11 protein-coding genes are annotated in these 16,566 nt (G+C 55.0%); 8 read left to right on the top strand and 3 right to left on the bottom strand.

Going from position 1 to position 16,566, the window contains the following annotated elements; genetic code table 11:
• Nucleotides 1-12: 12 nt before the first annotated feature.
• The gene (locus GSQ82_RS19950; protein ID WP_158794034.1) at nucleotides 13-2,493 is read left to right on the top strand and encodes a tetratricopeptide repeat protein; all 2,481 of its coding nucleotides are present in this window, start codon (nucleotides 13-15) and stop codon (nucleotides 2,491-2,493) included.
• 166 nt (nucleotides 2,494-2,659) lie between these two features.
• Here the strand turns inward: GSQ82_RS19950 and GSQ82_RS19945 are convergent, their stop codons facing one another.
• Entirely contained in the window at nucleotides 2,660-3,184 is a 525-nt protein-coding gene (locus tag GSQ82_RS19945; RefSeq protein ID WP_158794033.1) for a hypothetical protein, read from the bottom strand.
• Nucleotides 3,185-3,304: 120 nt separating this feature from the next.
• Nucleotides 3,305-3,757, bottom strand: coding sequence for a hypothetical protein (locus GSQ82_RS19940; RefSeq protein ID WP_158794032.1), 453 nt, complete (start codon nucleotides 3,755-3,757; stop codon nucleotides 3,305-3,307).
• Here GSQ82_RS19940 and GSQ82_RS19935 point away from each other — a divergent pair.
• The 6 genes from GSQ82_RS19935 (at nucleotide 3,723) to GSQ82_RS25210 (ending at nucleotide 12,679) form a co-directional block, all read left to right on the top strand.
• The gene (locus GSQ82_RS19935; RefSeq protein ID WP_216847135.1) at nucleotides 3,723-4,637 is read left to right on the top strand and encodes a hypothetical protein; all 915 of its coding nucleotides are present in this window, start codon (nucleotides 3,723-3,725) and stop codon (nucleotides 4,635-4,637) included. The two genes, GSQ82_RS19940 and GSQ82_RS19935, sit on opposite strands and share 35 nt — an antisense overlap.
• 274 nt (nucleotides 4,638-4,911) lie before the next feature.
• A complete protein-coding gene (locus GSQ82_RS19930) occupies nucleotides 4,912-7,125 on the top strand; it encodes a glycoside hydrolase family 3 C-terminal domain-containing protein (RefSeq protein WP_158794031.1) in 2,214 nt (737 codons plus the stop codon).
• A gap of 26 nt (nucleotides 7,126-7,151) precedes the next feature.
• Entirely contained in the window at nucleotides 7,152-9,548 is a 2,397-nt protein-coding gene (locus GSQ82_RS19925) for a glycoside hydrolase family 31 protein (protein WP_158794030.1), read from the top strand.
• Between the two features lie 746 nt (nucleotides 9,549-10,294).
• On the top strand, nucleotides 10,295-10,936 hold the full coding sequence (locus GSQ82_RS19920) for a hypothetical protein (protein WP_254061797.1): 642 nt from the start codon (nucleotides 10,295-10,297) through the stop codon (nucleotides 10,934-10,936).
• Between the two features lie 154 nt (nucleotides 10,937-11,090).
• Nucleotides 11,091-12,065, top strand: a complete 975-nt coding sequence (locus GSQ82_RS25215; RefSeq protein WP_254061796.1) for an FHA domain-containing protein — start codon at nucleotides 11,091-11,093, stop codon at nucleotides 12,063-12,065.
• A gap of 179 nt (nucleotides 12,066-12,244) precedes the next feature.
• Nucleotides 12,245-12,679, top strand: coding sequence for a PP2C family protein-serine/threonine phosphatase (locus tag GSQ82_RS25210; protein ID WP_371417249.1), 435 nt, complete (start codon nucleotides 12,245-12,247; stop codon nucleotides 12,677-12,679).
• A gap of 1,174 nt (nucleotides 12,680-13,853) precedes the next feature.
• Here the strand turns inward: GSQ82_RS25210 and GSQ82_RS19910 are convergent.
• Entirely contained in the window at nucleotides 13,854-16,349 is a 2,496-nt protein-coding gene (locus GSQ82_RS19910; RefSeq protein WP_254061816.1) for a serine/threonine-protein kinase, read from the bottom strand.
• Between GSQ82_RS19910 and GSQ82_RS25205 the strand changes: the two genes are divergently transcribed.
• Nucleotides 16,302-16,553, top strand: a complete 252-nt coding sequence (locus tag GSQ82_RS25205; protein ID WP_254061825.1) for a hypothetical protein — start codon at nucleotides 16,302-16,304, stop codon at nucleotides 16,551-16,553. The two genes, GSQ82_RS19910 and GSQ82_RS25205, sit on opposite strands and share 48 nt — an antisense overlap.
• The last annotated feature ends 13 nt before the right edge of the window (nucleotides 16,554-16,566 follow it).

Genomic DNA, 16,566 nt, shown 5'->3' with positions numbered 1-16,566 from the left:
AGGTTAGGGACTATGGTGGTCGACGGTGACAGGAGTTTAGCGCAACTACTGGGAAGAGCACTTGAGCTTCATCGACAGGGGGATCTGGAGCAGGCTGAAGCACAGTACCTTGAACTTCTGGCGATGGATGCGAATTATCCTGATGCGCTTCATCTGCTGGGAGTGCTCAAGGGGCAGCTTGGCGATCTTGACGGCGCGGTGACCTTAATAGAGAGGGCAATCGCCAATAACTCCCACTTCTCTTCGTACCACAACAATCTGGGAAATGTCCTGGGGAAGCTGGGACAGCAGAGGCGCGCAAAGAAGAGCTATCAGCGTGCGCTAAAGCTGGACGAAAAAAATGCCGATGCCTGCGTGAACCTTGGACGACTGCTACAGGACGAGGGAGAGATTGAGGATGCGAGGAGTTTCTTTGTGCAGGCAGTTCGAATCTCCCCGCGATCAGTAGAAGGACATATGTCGATGGGGCGCCTGGAGGAGGCAACGGGAGATAGGCAAGCTGCTATCGTCTGTTTCTTGCGAGCTGCGGAGATTGCACCGGAGTATGCTCCGGCGTACCTGATGATAGGCAAGTGGTGGTGCGAGGCTGGCGATCTGGACCAGGCGGAGATCAACCTGCGGAAGGCGATCGAGATCGATCCCGGCTATGCCGACGCTTACTTCAACCTTGGCGGTGTAGAGCAGGCGAGAAGACGGCTGCCAGAGGCTGCTGCCGCGTACCGGCGAGCGATTGCACTGTCGCCTCTTACCGCCGCTGATGCGTGTAACAACCTTGGACTGGTCTTGTCAGAGATGGGTGAGCGACAGAGTGCGATCTCAGCGTATTTACAGGCCATCACGCTGAATGCCGACTTCGAAGCAGACTACTTCCAATTGTCGAAGGAAGAGATCAAGAGTGGCGACGACACGACTGCGTTGGAGCTTCTGCATAAGATTATTGAGCTGAACCCGAAGCATGTCGAAGCGTGTCATAGCCTGGGAGCGATCTATGACGGGATGGGACGGTCGCAGGAGGCGATCCATTTCTACCGGCAAGGCGTAGAGGCAGGCGAGCCATCTTCAAATCTGCTGAGTAATTTGGGAAGACTGCTTGCGCGCCAAGGCGATCCGGAGGGCATCGCGTTGCTGGAGCAGGTTCTTCGCCGGCAACCGCACTCGGCAGAGGCACACTTCCATCTGGCCGCGGCGCTACTTGAGCAAGGCACGGGAGAAGAGAACTGGGATGATACGAGGGCGCGTGAGATTTTTCTCAAGGTCGTTGTTCTCAATCCGAAGCACTATAGTGCATATCACAACCTTGGCGCTCTGGCCGAAAGGCGGGGGCTGCTAGAAGAGGCGATACAGTGCTATCGCGCGGTAACGGAGATTACTGAGCCGTCGCGGAATCTACTGCTCAACCTGGGCGGAGTCATGGCGCTGCAAGGCGACGCGAACGGCATTGTGCTGCTTCAGGAACTGGTTCGGCAAGATCCTCTGTGGCCGGAGGCACACTTCAATCTGGCCAATGCTCTACTGCTGCACGGACGGTATGACGAGGGATGGCCGGAGTATGAATGGGGACGCAAGGTCGATCAACTGAAGCCGCACTACCGGTGTCATCCTCAAGAGCATTGGGAGGGCGAGCCGCTCGATGGGAGGCCGATCCTTGTGTATTCGGAGCAGGGACTCGGCGATACGCTGCAGTTTGTGCGCTATCTTCCACTTGTGCAGGCGCGCGGCGGGCGTGTGATCCTGGAGGCCCAGCCACATCTCCGTCGTCTGCTGGGACGTATTCCCGGGGTGGTGGAGTGTATCGCCCAGGATGATCCCTTGCCTCCGTTCGACAGGTGCATCTCTTTAATGAGTCTGCCACGCATCTTCAACACGACGACGGAGACTATACCCGCTCCGCTGTCTGTTCCTTTGGAAGGAACTTCGATTAGAACGAAGTCAAAGCAGGACCGCTACAGGGTAGGTCTGGTGTGGGCCGGGAATCCAAAGCACCAGAGAGATCGGCTTCGTTCGCTGGCGCTCGCATCTTTTCATCCACTGGCCGAGGTGGACGGGATTGACTTCATCGCGTTGCAGACCGGCCCTGCTGCAGCACAGATTGCAGAGGATGGCCGATGCTTTGGGTTCGTCGGCGACTGCTCGGCCGTCAAAGATTTCGCCGATACGGCAGAGATTGTTTCGGGGCTCGACATGGTGATTACGATCGACAGCGCGGTGGCGCATCTCGTGGGGTCGATGGGAAGACCTGTCTGGATTCTGGTTCCCAACGTACCGGATTGGCGCTGGGGCCTGGAGTCCACGCGGACTGCCTGGTACCCCAGCGCAAGGCTGTTTCGACAGAGAACACCAGGAGACTGGCAGGATGTAATAACTGAGATCGTCACTGAGTTGCGCAGAGTCGTTCGGGATTTCGAGGGACGAAGGGATGGGCTGCCAGAGTTTTTTTATCCACCCGATGATTATTCCTGCCTTATTCCCGACCAGACTCTCAGCTCTCGTTAAGCTGTTGCTCTTCCATGACGCTCACAGTGATGTGCGGGTTGGATTCTGTTCTCTCTACCGGTGTGCACTGCGATCACTTCAGTCGATGCCGGCTTGAAGTCTACGAGCTTGACGTGAAGGACGAGTTGAAGATTTCGACTTACCCAGTCTTTCGGGAGACGGCGTGTCATCTCCGAGATCGCGACAGGACGCAGACGAAGTCCGTGGCAGCCAGCGTACCGTTCTGCCCCATTCCAGCGACGCTTAGGACTGGAGCGTCGCCAGGTCTCTGAATCAGCCTGGTAATGATTGCGTAGTCTTCCGTGTCGTGGGAGTCTGCCGAGGCGTGAAGCAGCCATCGACGGTTGGCGTCCTGAAGATCATCGATCTCGTTACGCACACGCAACACGAAGCGCAGGTTCCTGGTCAGCTCCATCGTCATGGGATTATTAAAGCCGCCGACGAGAATAGACGGACTGTTGCGGAGTTCCGCAAACGAGATGTCGTTGGGAAAGCGCTCCTGAAAGTTTTGCTTCTGACGGGTCAGGTTAGCGACCATGTTGGATACAGCCGCGACGTCACCCAAGGCAACAAAGCTATTTTCGGCAGGCACGAGATCGTTGCCCCGAATAGAGGCGTCCGGAGCAAGGGGCACGAAGAACTCTTCGCCGTCCATCTCGAGATGATGGTCTTTGGCAAACTGATCGTTCATGCTATCGGAGAGCCGATAGACGGCGTTGCTTCCGATGGCGATGATGACTGGTTTGGAGCTAGTTGTCCACGGGCTCCAAAACGTCCGGAATCGCGAGGCCTGTGCTCCCTCCGAGGAGGTCTAAGCAAGGACGACAACGGCCTCGACAAGGATGAACGCGATTGCAGCGCCTATCAACCGGGTGCGATTCCTGAAGCCAGTGGGGGAGATCGCTGCGGGAGGGTTGGCGCCCTGGTCGGGCGTGAAGGTAAATGGCTGCGGCTCTGATTCCATCGCACGAGCTGCCGGTTCGGCCTCGTGTGGGGACGCGTGGGAGACGTCGCTTCTTCGAAACGTAGCCCGGTAGCAGCCGGGTGGGATGTCGATGTGGATCTCCGGCGCTTCGATCGCCGATTGATGGAATTGCGCGAGACGCTTTCGGACCTCCGCTGCGCGAAGACGAACCACCGGATCTTCGCCGGGCTCATAGTCAGGGCGTCGGCCGAAGACCTCTGAGCCGATGACACGCTCGCGGAGTAGATGATCCTCGCCGGCGAGGGTGACGGGCGCAGCTGCTCCAGCCGATCCTGACAATGCTTCCACCTATAAGATTCAGGATTATTATCCGTATCAGTCCGCTTATGGTTCGAACTCCATTACGGTGAACGAACACGTCGGCTACTCCAACTACAACGGTCTCCAGATCGCGTGGTTGAAACAGGCGGGCCGCTTGTCGTTCAACCTCAATTACACCTGGTCGAAGGCTCTCGGCATTATCAATAGCACCGTCGATGCCTTCACGGTGCATGGCAACTACGGCGTTCTCAACATCGATCGTCCGCAGGTGATCAATACTTCCTACGCGTATGACATAGGGAACGTCTACCATGGCGATCATAAGGTGATTGGCGGCGCTGCCAATGGCTGGACCGTCTCCGGTGTAACAACCTGGCAGTCCGGCGGCAATCTGCAGGCACAGGATACGCAAAACCTTGGTCTGACCATTCCTAACACAACGACCAACGAGTCTCTTACCTCAAATACATACTTCGGGACCTATGTAAACGAGATACTACCGATTGCGGCCTGTAATCCAAGAAGCAAATTGCATGCGCAGCAGCTGTTGAATCTCTACTGCTTCAGCGCGCCTGTTGTGGGCAGCCAGGGAATGCGGCAGTTTTCTTATCTCAGCGGCCCTTCCTACAACAACTCCGACCTGACGATCTACAAGAGCTTTGGCATCACCGAGCGGCAGAAGGTGCAGTTCCGCGCATCGGCATTCAACTTCCTGAATCATCCGTTGTGGGGATTCAGCACAAGCAACGACATCACGCTCAAATACGCAACTGCCAACAGCGCGTCTTTCACTCCCAATGTAGCCTCCGGGTTGCCTGCGGGATATACGTGGGACACCATGGATAGCAAGTCCGGAAGCGCGAGAGTGTTCGAGTTATCACTGAAGTACAGCTTCTAACCAAGGCGCACGGCGGGCGGATTCGACCGCCGTGTGTTCTTCACTTGAAAGGTCTCCGGGTGATACGTGGTGATCTTTAATTCGTATTCCGTGAATCGTCCTGCGTTCGACTGTATTCGCGGATCTACGCGCTGTTGTTGATCTGAATTGCGCACACAGTGGGTTACTGCAGCGTTAGTGTTTCTTACAGCATCAGACTAGCTTCACCATAGTTTTACGCTCCACAGAGGGCGGTGCTTGTATGATCTTTCCCTAACCTTAGGAGAACTGCTCGATGTCGGCCCAGAAATCTCATCTCTTCAGCAGTTCCAAACGTGCACCGCGCATAAAGCGGTTGTCTACTTCCCTTCTGCTGCTGTGCCTCATGCCGGTTGGCTATGCGGCCGGCGCGCAAGAGAAGCCAGCAACTTCTATCTACCAGGATACTCGCGCCGATCCGGAGATGCGCATCACCGATCTGCTCGCACGAATGACGCTGGATGAGAAGATTCACGCGCTGAGCACGGACCCGTCTGTGCCGCGACTGGGCATTGCAGGCACGAATCACGTGGAGGGTTTGCATGGGCTGGCTCTGGGTGGTCCAGGGCATTGGGAGGGGCGCAATCAAGCGGTCATTCCTACGACGCAGTTTCCCCAGTCACGCGGTCTTGGGCAGACGTGGGATCCGGCGATTCTGGAGCAGGCTGCGGCCCAGGAAGCTTACGAAACTCGCTTCGCCTTCGCTAAGTATCATCGCGGCGGCCTGGTGGTGCGGGCCCCTAATGCGGATCTCAGCCGCGATCCGCGCTGGGGCCGGAGTGAAGAGAGTTATGGAGAAGATCCGTTTCTAGTCGGCACACTATCTACCGCGTATGCCAGCGGGCTGCAGGGAGACGATCCGCATGTCTGGATGACAGCGTCGCTGCTAAAGCATTTTCTGGCCAACAGCAACGAGGACGGACGTGGCGGATCGTCTTCGAACTTCGACACGCGGCTCTTTCACGAGTACTACGCCGTTCCCTTTCGCATGGCTATTGAAGATGGTCACGCCGATGCGATGATGACCTCTTATAACGCATGGAACGGTGTTCCGATGACGGCCAATCCTGTACTGCGCGAGGTGGTGATGGGAGAGTGGCATCTGGACGGCATTATCTGTACTGATGCGGGGGCGTTGACGAATATGGTCAAGCTTCACCACGCGTATGCGACTCTTCCGGAGGCTGCCGCCGCCGCGATTCACGCTGGGATCAACCAGTTTCTCGACGACTATCAACAGCCTGTGCGCGGTGCGCTCGAGCAGAAGCTCATTACTGAGGCAGACATCGATCGCAATCTGCGCGGTGTCTATCGCGTGATGTGGCATTTAGGATTTTTGGATCCCGCAGAGAACTCGCCATACTCTCGTATCGGTGTCGTAGATCAGGCGCATGGCGATCCATGGAACGACGATGCTCCGCGGAAGCTGGCGCGACGCGTGACCGACGAGTCGATTGTATTGCTCAAAGATGAAAAGGAAACTCTACCGCTGAATGCTGCGCAGATTAAGTCGATCGCCGTCATCGGTCCGTGGGCCAATACGGTGGCTCTGGATTGGTACAGCGGCACACCTCCTTCCGCAGTGACACCCTTCGAAGGAGTTCAGCGCAGGGCTGCGGGAGCTTCTGTGGTCTTCGACGGAGGCAAGGACGAAGTAGCTGCGGCGGCGTTGGCGGCGCGCTCAGAGGTCGCAATCGTCATCGTCGGAAACCACCCCACGTGTAATGCAGGCTGGAATCAATGCGCACTACCCAGCGAGGGGAAGGAGGCGATCGACCGCAAGAGCCTGACGCTGTCTGACGAGTCGCTAGTGAAGGCTGTGCTTACGGCGAATCCTCGGACGATTGTGGTGCTACAGACGAACTTTCCATTTATGACTACGTGGACCCAGCAACACGCGCCGGCAATTCTGGAGATGACGCATAACAGTGAAGAACAGGGCAACGCGCTAGCCGATGTGCTCTTCGGCGACTACAACCCTGCGGGACGGCTGACGCAGACGTGGCCCGCATCTCTGGAGCAGCTTCCACCCATGATGGACTATGATTTGCATCATGGCCGAACCTATCTCTACTCTAAAGAAGAGCCCCTGTACCCCTTCGGCTTCGGCCTCAGCTATACGAGCTTTGCATACAGCAGCCTTGTCGTTGCACAAAAGGAAGGGTCTATCCAAGTGCAGTTGACGGTGGAAAACACGGGGCATCGCGATGGAGACGAAGTCGTGCAACTCTATGTGTCACATGAAAACTCGATCGTATCTCGTCCTAGAGAAGAGTTGAAGGCATTTCGTCGTGTGTCGCTTCGCGCCGGAGAGAAGCAGACTTTGCTATTTGAGATTCCAGTCGCAAACCTTGCGTACTGGAACGATACTGCTCATCGCTTCATCGTAGAGCGGGACAGAATCGAGGTCCGCGCAGGTACCTCGTCGTCCGATATACGCCTTCGCAAGGCACTTTCGGTACAACCATGAAAACCAGCTTCCGGAGATCACACTGCATGTATCTTTCGAACCGCCGCACTATTTCAGGACGCACAGCGGTCTTGTCCGCAGTGATTTTTTTCACCTGCTGTACAGCCATCGCGCAGCAGGCTGTGTTCACGCGCGGCAAGGCAACCGTGGTGGTCGAGGCGTATGCGCCCAACATCGTGCGTGTAACCATGAGCCTGGATAAGGACTCTGCTATGAAGCTTCCCGGAGTTGGCATCACCGCGAAGGCCGCCGCAAATGGATGGACACAGGCGAGCACGACGGATGGCGATACCTTCCGCTCCGATCAGATGGTCGTCCGCATCTCACCTGACGCTCACAGAAGTTCTTCGGGCACAGAGTCGGATATAGCCAAATACTTCAACGGTTCCACTCCGCATGTCGGCGTGATGATGGAAACTCCATCCGGCAAGCAGATTCTGAATATGCAGGGATGGGAGATGGCTGTCCCCAACCATAAGGATGGTAACGCCGATGTCCTCTATGACCGGCGTCCGGAAGATAATCCTTTTTTTGAGGTTGGCGCTACGTTCGCAGCTCGGAGCGACGAGCACTACTATGGGCTGGGTCAAAACCAGCAGGGTGTTCTGGATCTTCGCGGACGATCCGTAGAATGCGCCCATGATTACACCGCAGCTGCGGGGCCTAGCGTATGTGTACCTTTTGTAGTTACGAATAAAGGCTATGCGCTACTGTGGGATAATCCGTCCAAGACTCGTGTGGACTTCGCGTTCAACGAGCAGACTCGCTGGACCTCGCAAGTCGGTCAGCGCGTCTCGTTCTTTGTCATCGTCGGCGATACCTACGACAAACTCTACGAGGGATACCGCCTGTTGACCGGTAGTGTTCCCATGCTGCCGAAGTCTGCGTATGGCTATATGCAGAGTAAGCAGCGCTACGCTTCGCAGAAGGAAGTTCTAGATGTGGCCCGTGGCTACCGTGAACGCCATCTGCCAGCGGACGTCATGGTGGTGGATTGGTTCCACTTTACCAAGATGGGGCAGATGGACCTTGACCCAAAGTTCTGGCCAGATCCCACCGCCATGAACGCCGAGCTGCATAAACTTGGCTTTCGCAGCATGATCAGTGTCTGGCCGCGCTATGTACCGGAAGACCGGTACTACGACATGCTACTCAAGAACGGATGGTTTGAGCATCTCGCCGACGGCACGCCAACGAACGGACTGCCCTACGATCGTGCCGGTTCCGATATCGACACAACGAATCCGGACGCTGCGCTCTGGTATTGGAATGCGATACGCGAAAACTTCGTCAGCAAAGGCTTCGATGCGTTCTGGGCGGATGAGACCGAGCCTGACCTGCCGCCGAACGGAAGCTATTTGCACGTTGGCCCCGGGACGGAGTTCTTTAATGTCTATCCTTACTTTCATACGAAGGCGATATACAACGGCTTTCGGCGTGATCTGACAGACAGACGCGCTCTGATTCTTTCGCGCGATGCTTATCTCGGAGTACAGCATAACGGGGCGATCTTCTGGTCCTCCGACATCTATCCCACATGGGATACGCTGAAACGGCAGGTGCCAACGGGGATCAACTTTGTCGCCTCGGGCATGCCGTACTGGAGCACGGATGTTGGAGGCTGGCAGTATCTTCCTAATAGTCATACGCCAGAACGGCCGCCACTGATCGATCCCAGCGATGCGCGCGATAACGTTCGCGACTACGATGACTATCCAGAGCTCTATGTACGATGGTTTGAGTACGCGACGTTCCAACCCAATATGCGAGCGCACGGCAGTCGCAATTTCAACGAAGTGTGGTCCTATGGTAAGCAGGCAGAGCCTATCCTGGAAAAGTACCTGCGCCTGCGATATCAGTTACTGCCTTACATCTATTCACTTGGATATTTTTCGCATGAGACGGGAGCGCCGTTCATGCGCGGCCTGTTTATGGATTTTGGCAGCGATCCAAACACCGCTTCCATCGGCAATGAGTATATGTTTGGGCCGGCATTGTTGATTGCGCCTGTCACCGAGCAGGGTGTAACCAGCCGCGACGTCTATCTTCCAGCAGGTACCGATTGGTACAACTTCTGGACGAATGAGCGTCTCCATGGAGGGCAGCATGTGACCGTTACCGCGTCTATCGATACGATTCCTGTCTTCGTACGCGCAGGTTCGATCCTCCCTCTCGGAACCGCGATCGAGAGCACGAATGAGAAGCAGGCGATCGCAAACCTAAAGGTCTATCCTGGCGCCGATGGCGACTTTACGCTCTACAGCGACGACGGAAATACCTACGATTACGAGTCCGGGAAGAGTGAGATCACTCACTTGCATTGGTCTGACACCGCTGGCAAGCTACAGCACACCGGTGCCGCAGCGTGGAGCGCATCCGACGACAGCATCGTAACGATCGTTGGAAAGACCACAGAAAAATGAAAAGGAAGGTGGGTGTAAATCGACTATATCAAGTCCTTCCGTGCAACCTTTACGGCTAAAGACCATCGCCCATCCACTCGAGGACAACTTTGGTGAGCTGCCGGCGTTGCTCTGTCACGTTGTGAGGCGACTCGAGCACTACGTGGTGTCTCTCTTCCGCCGATGTGCCTAGCGCCGCAAAGAGTGAATTCTGCGCGCTCTCAAGGGAGAATGTGAAGTCGTAGCGCCCGTTACCATGAGGACAGGCTCCTTCATGCGTGGTGCAAAGTCGACCTGATCGTCGGCTGGAGATGGCTGGTCAAGGAAATAGCCGCCATCGAAGAAGATGGCGGTCTTTAGTCTAATTCTGCAGCAAGGTTGTAATAATGACGCCCTCTGCTGAACCCATGCTGACGCCCAGGTAAGCGAGTTTCCCACTATCGATATCGGGACGTGTCGCTAGATAATCCAGCGAGCGGGCAGCATCCTTCTAGCTGCGAGATCGATTCCAACTGAAGAAGTCGTGGAGTGCGATGACGATCCACCATCAAAGAGAAACCGTGGTGAATTGAGGAAGCTGCCGAGGAGTTCGTTCTGCAAAAGCATCCTCCGGACCAAGCGCCGAAGCTCAGGCGTCTCCCGGCATCTCTGATCCAAAACACTGACCTCTGCTCAGGCACGAGCCGCGACTACTCCGAATAGTTCCTCCGTGGATTGCACCATGTTATCCATCATTCTTGTCCATTAACACATGGCTGAGCATAGATGTGGCGCTACAGCCTTACATTCAAAATCGTGTCTTATTACAAACTACTGATCATTCTGGGACCGAGAACAGGAATTATAACTGCGACGATAAAAATAATTCACCTGTGATGTCACCAATAACTGCGCTTCTCGCTTTAACCAGTGAAGGCGGTTATGAACGCTGCCCTCCACAAGGAGATCAGGTCATGAAAAACTCACGGTTTACCTCCATGCTCAGTTTCAGTCTTGTTGCTTGCGCCCTCACGATGGGGTCGTTCATTTCAACACAGTCTGCCGCAGCTCAGAGTCAAGGAACTGTGGCCAGCGTAACTATCCCCTTCGCTTTTCAAAACGGGGATCAGCATATGCCCGCCGGCGTGTATCGAATCGAGCGTCCATCCGGCACCATTCTTCAACTACGCAGTCCTAAGGCAAACGGATACGCATTGATACATCCGACCCTCGTCTCTAAAGCGCCGGAACGCGGAAAACTTGTCTTCGCTCGCTACGGCGATAAATACTATCTGCGGCAAGTATGGACCGCAGGAAACCGGGAAGGTGCCGAGTGCTCGAAGAGTCGCTCCGAGAAAGAGACGCTGCAGGCGGTCAACAGACAGCCTACTAGCTCAATCCAGCTTGCCTTCAACACAGCCCCCCGGTAACTACTAAAGCAGTTGGCTGCGACTCTTTGCAGCCAACTGCTTTTTTATTGGCGCATTGCACGCAATCCAAAGATAGGAACGTTATATTTAATGGCGCTAATACAAACATCAACTGGACCAGTCAGCACACACCTCATCAGAATAGGACCCTTCGATGGCTATCGTCGTGCTTACCTACTCCGACGTTGATGGACTCCACAGTATCAACCTCGATCGCGAGACAACATCAATTGGCCGTTCGCCAGGACAGGATGTAGTGCTCCGCCATCCTTGCGTCTCTCGCCAGCACGCTTTAATCGTGAGAGACGGTGATAGCTACACCGTTATCGACCAGAACAGTACTCACGGCACCTATCTCAACTCCGTTCGTATCGCGCGTTCCATATTGAAGATCGAGGATGCACTACAGATGGGCTCGCTCAACGGTCCTCAGCTACGATTTCATCTCGAACGGGACGACGAGACAGTCAGCGGCGTTTTAGAACCTCAGGTCACCAGTCTGCTTTCTTCGCTCAGCGAGCTTCGAACTCCCGCGGGAAAGCTTCGGCCTGCCGCTCGCGAGATGGAGAAGCTGAGCTGGCTTCTTCGTGCAGCTCGTCAACTCAGCGAGGGCGGTGCGATCGAGGACATCCTCAGCGCATTTCTTCATCTAACCCTACAGCTTACCGGCCTGGAGCGAGGTTTCGTCTTCCTTCGAGAAGATGGCGAGATGTGTCTAGCGCAAGGCCTCGGTGCTGATGGAAAGATCACGGAAGAAGACTCCACTCTTTCACGCAGAGCCATGCAGAAGGCGATTGAAAGCGAGGCGAAGTTTTCAATCAGCGACACTTTATCGGATGAGAAGGCAGCAGGATGGTCGAGCGTTCTGGCAAACAGGATTCGTAGCTCTACTGTATTCCACTGCGCAAGCGGGTCTCTTCGCACGAGTCGAGTGAGCTGCTCGGGCTGCTCTATCTCGATAGCCAGATTAGACTTGGAGAACTCACCGAGGTCGATCACCAACTACTCGATACGATTGCAACGGAGGCCTCCGCACTACTACACAACGCGCTACTCGCTGAAGCAGAAGCCAAGGCGCGCCAGGCGCGGGAAGAGCTTGCTATCGCGGCAAAAATTCACAATAGCCTGATGTCCATTGCTCTGCCGAGACTTCCCTGTGCGGCCCTACAAGCGAAGAGCGTTCCATGTCTTGCGATCGGTGGAGATTTCTACGATGCTGTGGCGCTCGATGACGGGGTATGCGTTGCGATCGCCGACGTATCCGGTAAGGGAGTTTCAGCCGCCATTGTAGCTGCTACGCTCTAGGGAATCATTCACGCTCAACTGCTCGCGGGGCAGAGCCTGTCGGAGATCGCATCGCTGGTCAATCAATTTCTATGTACCCGCGACGTTGGCAAATACGCCACAATGATCCTGCTCAAGCTCTTTCCAGACGGCCGTATCGAATACGTGAACTGCGGCCATGTCCAGCCACTTACGATTTTGAATAATGAGATACGGCGGCTCGAAGAGGGCAATCTCATCGTCGGCCTTATCTCAGGCGCGAGCTACACCTCAGCTCACTGCGTATTGCGACCGGGCGAACGTCTTCTTCTGCCGACCGACGGAATCACCGAAGCCGAAGACAGTACCCGGCATGCAGTTCGGCGATGCCGGGCTGAATACCGTCGCACACCACAAAGATCTGAAATCCATGCTCGACCAGATCGCAAGGTTTCACGCGCCAAATCAGGCACAGGATGATTGCACCCTGGTGGAGATCCAGTACGTGGGGTGAAAATCTTGTTCGCAGTCGCACTGGCAACACTGGATTGGGCCTATCTGGAGCAGCACTAATGTTTTGGTCTGACCCAGAGTATATCGAGCCCCCACTGCCGGCCAGAAACTCTTTCGTTAGCGTTCCTCATCCGCATAGCAAACTTCACCGTTGTAAATTTAAGGCGGATTGATGGAGCATGAAGTTTAGTTCATGCACCATCGAGTTCATTACTACGGAGTCAGTGTCGGCAGAGGCGACGATATGGTTAGATGAGGGACAACGGAGCCGGTACCGGCTTTCGTACAGCTCTGTGTCTGGATAAGATACGGGGTTTCGCTTTGAGTTTTCCCAACCAAACGGCATGGCTGATAACCATTGAATACCGTCTGAGGTTGACCATTTTCGTCGTGACAAACCTTCTTAGGCACAGTCACCGTAAGAAGACCAGGATCGCTCCCATCGACCGGATACCAATAGATTGTGTCTTTCGGATATTGAACGATCTCGGGTGCCGTAGCGATCCCCGTGGTAGGGTCGCACGTCACAGGGACGGGTTCGGCATTTGGATAGGCACTAAGACCTGACATCGGACTCGTACTTGCGCCACTGGAGGATTGAGGCGCCGGCGCACCGCTACCTGGCGGCGGAGGCGGGGGGACCAGAATGAATTCGCATTGCGGACACTTCCGTGGAGCAACAGCTGGAGCTGGTCCTGGCGCTGGTTTTACAGGCACAGAACCTGATATGGGAGAAGTGGGCTGCGTAGGCGACAGCGTGTAGTGATAGGTGCCAGGTTTAGCGGATGGAGAGATAACACAGCTCGCTGGGCCACTGCTGGTGACCTGAAGTGGTGATGGGCTACATACGTTAGTGGAATCGAAGACTACCCAAAAGTCCGCAGCACTCGGGTTCACTTTTGTGAATTGAAGAGTATCTCCTGTGTGAAAGTAGTGATACGCGCCTAAGGATGGATCTACCGCAACCGATTGCACGACCGACGGCGTTTGTACCACTGCTTTCGGTGCGACAGCTTGCTTGTCTTGACAGCCGCCAGTCGCTAAAGGAGAAACACAGACAGTGATTAAAATAGTCAATTTTCTATTCATCATTTAGCTCCATAGATCGGTTCAAACTAGTTCACTTCGGTCTGAGGAAAGGTTAGCTCTCAATCTCCTTGTATCGAGAGTCCTTTCGAAGGAATTCCAAGTCGGGTGTCAATTCGATCTGAGATTTTGTGGCGCCCATCTTTCTACAGTGACGAATGGTAGCGAGAGCTGCATCGCGATCGCCGAGGAGCGCGAGAACACGTGCCTTCGTAAGTTGCGAGTCGATATCGCCAGCCTTGTACGTCTCTGCCTTCTTAACCAACAAACCCGCCGAGCTTGAATCTCCTGACTTTGCCCTATAGAGCGCAAGATGCATCCAACCCGCGCCATCCGTGGCATCCACCTCAAGCTGCTTCTCCTGCTCGTGCGCAGCACGCGAATAGGCACTCTTCGCATCACTAGAATGACCAGGAGACAACGAATAGCAGTCCCCTAACTCTAACCAATTCGGCGGATAGCTGGGCTTCAAATCCACGGCTTTATGAGCCATCTGGATAGCTTCCGAATACTTCCCTTCGGCTCTCAGCACCGCTGCCAAACTTGCAAACGCGGCATCTGTCGGCTCCAGTGCCAGACTTCTATTTAAAGCATCTCTCGCTTCATCGAAGCCGCCCAGGAGCAGATAGAGCGTACCGGCGTTACTTAGCGCCAACGCGTTCTTTGGATTTGCTAAGCTTGCGGTACGAAATGAATCGAGAGCCTCGGGATATTTGCCCTGTGCAAAAAAATTCATTCCCAACTCTTGATACGCCAGCCAATAATTTGGACGTTCTCTAAGAACCCTTCGAAAAGCTCTCTCCGCGTCATCCCATCTGTTCAAGGTGGTATAAGTCTGCGCTTGGTAGATCAAAGTTTTCGGATTCGATGGATCAAGGGAGAGTGCTCGCCCCATCTCGCGCAGTGCTCCCGATTCATCACCAGTTACTTCATGCACTGAACCGAGAGCTCGATGACCATCCACGAGATCTGGCTCGAGATTCACTGCCGTCTCGGCGTTTCCTCGAGCAAGTTCTATGGCGGATGGGTCGAAATGTATGGCGTACCACCGCAGAAACGCGAGAGCAAGACGTGCATGCGCAAGCGCATAGTGAGGATCTAGTTCAATCGCCTCTCTATATTTCTCAATAGATGCATCAAGGCCTGTATTATTTTCTTGCTTTGCGAATGCCTCGGCCGTCTGAAATGCAGCAAAGGCCGTTGCAGATTGCGTGCCCCGACCTAAACCTCTCCTGTCCCGCTTGTAATCGTGTATGTCCAATAGACGCTCGGCAGCGTAAACAGCCTTCTGTGGGAGAGAGATCTGTTCATCCAAAGTAGAGCTGATCTGTGTCTCTCGTAAAACCCGAGTGGAAGATGGATCTAATAATCGGAGAAAGACGTGGAATCTGTCGTCTCGAGTGGTCCCAGAGGTTGCCAGAACAAGATTAGCGCCTAGAGAGTCGCGAACAGCATTGAGTTCGGATGGAGTACTTACCTCTTTATTCGTCATGTCAGGAGTGACGTATAAGTTGCGATCGAATGCTTCCGCGCGTGCTAGTTCGCTCGCGATAGCGTCAATGACTCCATTCAGCATGGGTTTAATCTGTGAGCTCGAATTTTGTGGCCAGTTGAGAAGAGCTACAAATCGCTTGGCAGGAATTGGATGGACGAGATCGCTGAAGCTGTCCCACTTCCAGGCGACGCCGCCCGCAGCCGCACACGCCGTAACTGCGGAGCCTATGACGAAGTTTCGGCGCGTCAGAATGCGACGGTATCCGCCGCTAAAAATATCCCCTGACATACGCGTGTCGGCAAAGCCTCCAGAGTCGAAGGTAGATTGGATCCTTTGGAAGGCATCGCAACGGCGTTTTGGATCTTCTGATAGAAACTCTTTGACGGCCTGGATAAAGACAGAAGGAGCATCGGCATCATCGAGCGCCGGGGATGGACTCGCAGACAAGCCATGCGCCGCTGCATTTGGATGCTTGCTGGTAAGGATCTTCTGGAAGAGGACGCCGAGAGCAAAGATATCTGTAGCCTGCGAGGGGCTGCCTCCCTGCAGAAGCTCCGGCGCGATGTAGCCCGGGGTCCCTGCAACGAATCCACGCGTAATCAACGTGGTTTCGGATGCGTAAAGGCGAGCCAGGCCAAAGTCCATGATGGAAATGCAAAGACGGGAGCCGGAGTGATCGAGCATCACATTGTTCGGCTTAATATCCCGATGAACGATACCGGCAGCGTGTATGGCTGAGAGACCAGCGATCATCTGGCGGAAGATTAAGATAACTTCGTCACGAGGGATGGCCGGCGGCCGTTGAAGGCGTGCACCAAGAGTCTCGCCGAAGAGTAGCTTCATCGTCAGAAAGAGGAAGGACGGCGTGGGCTCCTGACAGCGCGAGATATCGTAGATGGGGCAGAGATTAGGGTGGGTTACCTTGCGGGCGAGAAGTACCTCCTGCTCAAAGCGGCGAGATGATCCTGCATCCCCGGCGATCTGCGGGAGGATGACTTTGAGAGCGATATGAACGCCCTGAAGAAATCGGTCTTCTACCTCGTAGACCTCTCCCATTCCGCCGCGAGCGATGAAGCGAACTACGAGGAAACGCTCGGCGATGACCTGACCTGGCTCGAAGCGTCCTGTTGGAACAAGTTGGAATGCATACGGATTCCTGTAGCCGTCGCTGATATCTACTGTGGAGCTTTCGGAATCGGACTGGTCTGCAAGAAGATGCGGCCCCTCAAGGAAGCTTCCAGCCTGCTCGTCTGCGCGTAGGAGTTCCTCGACG

The organism is Granulicella sp. L60, from assembly GCF_009765825.1.
Taxonomy (GTDB): Bacteria; Acidobacteriota; Terriglobia; order Terriglobales; family Acidobacteriaceae; genus Edaphobacter.
This window is presented reverse-complemented; position numbering and strand designations above follow the sequence as displayed.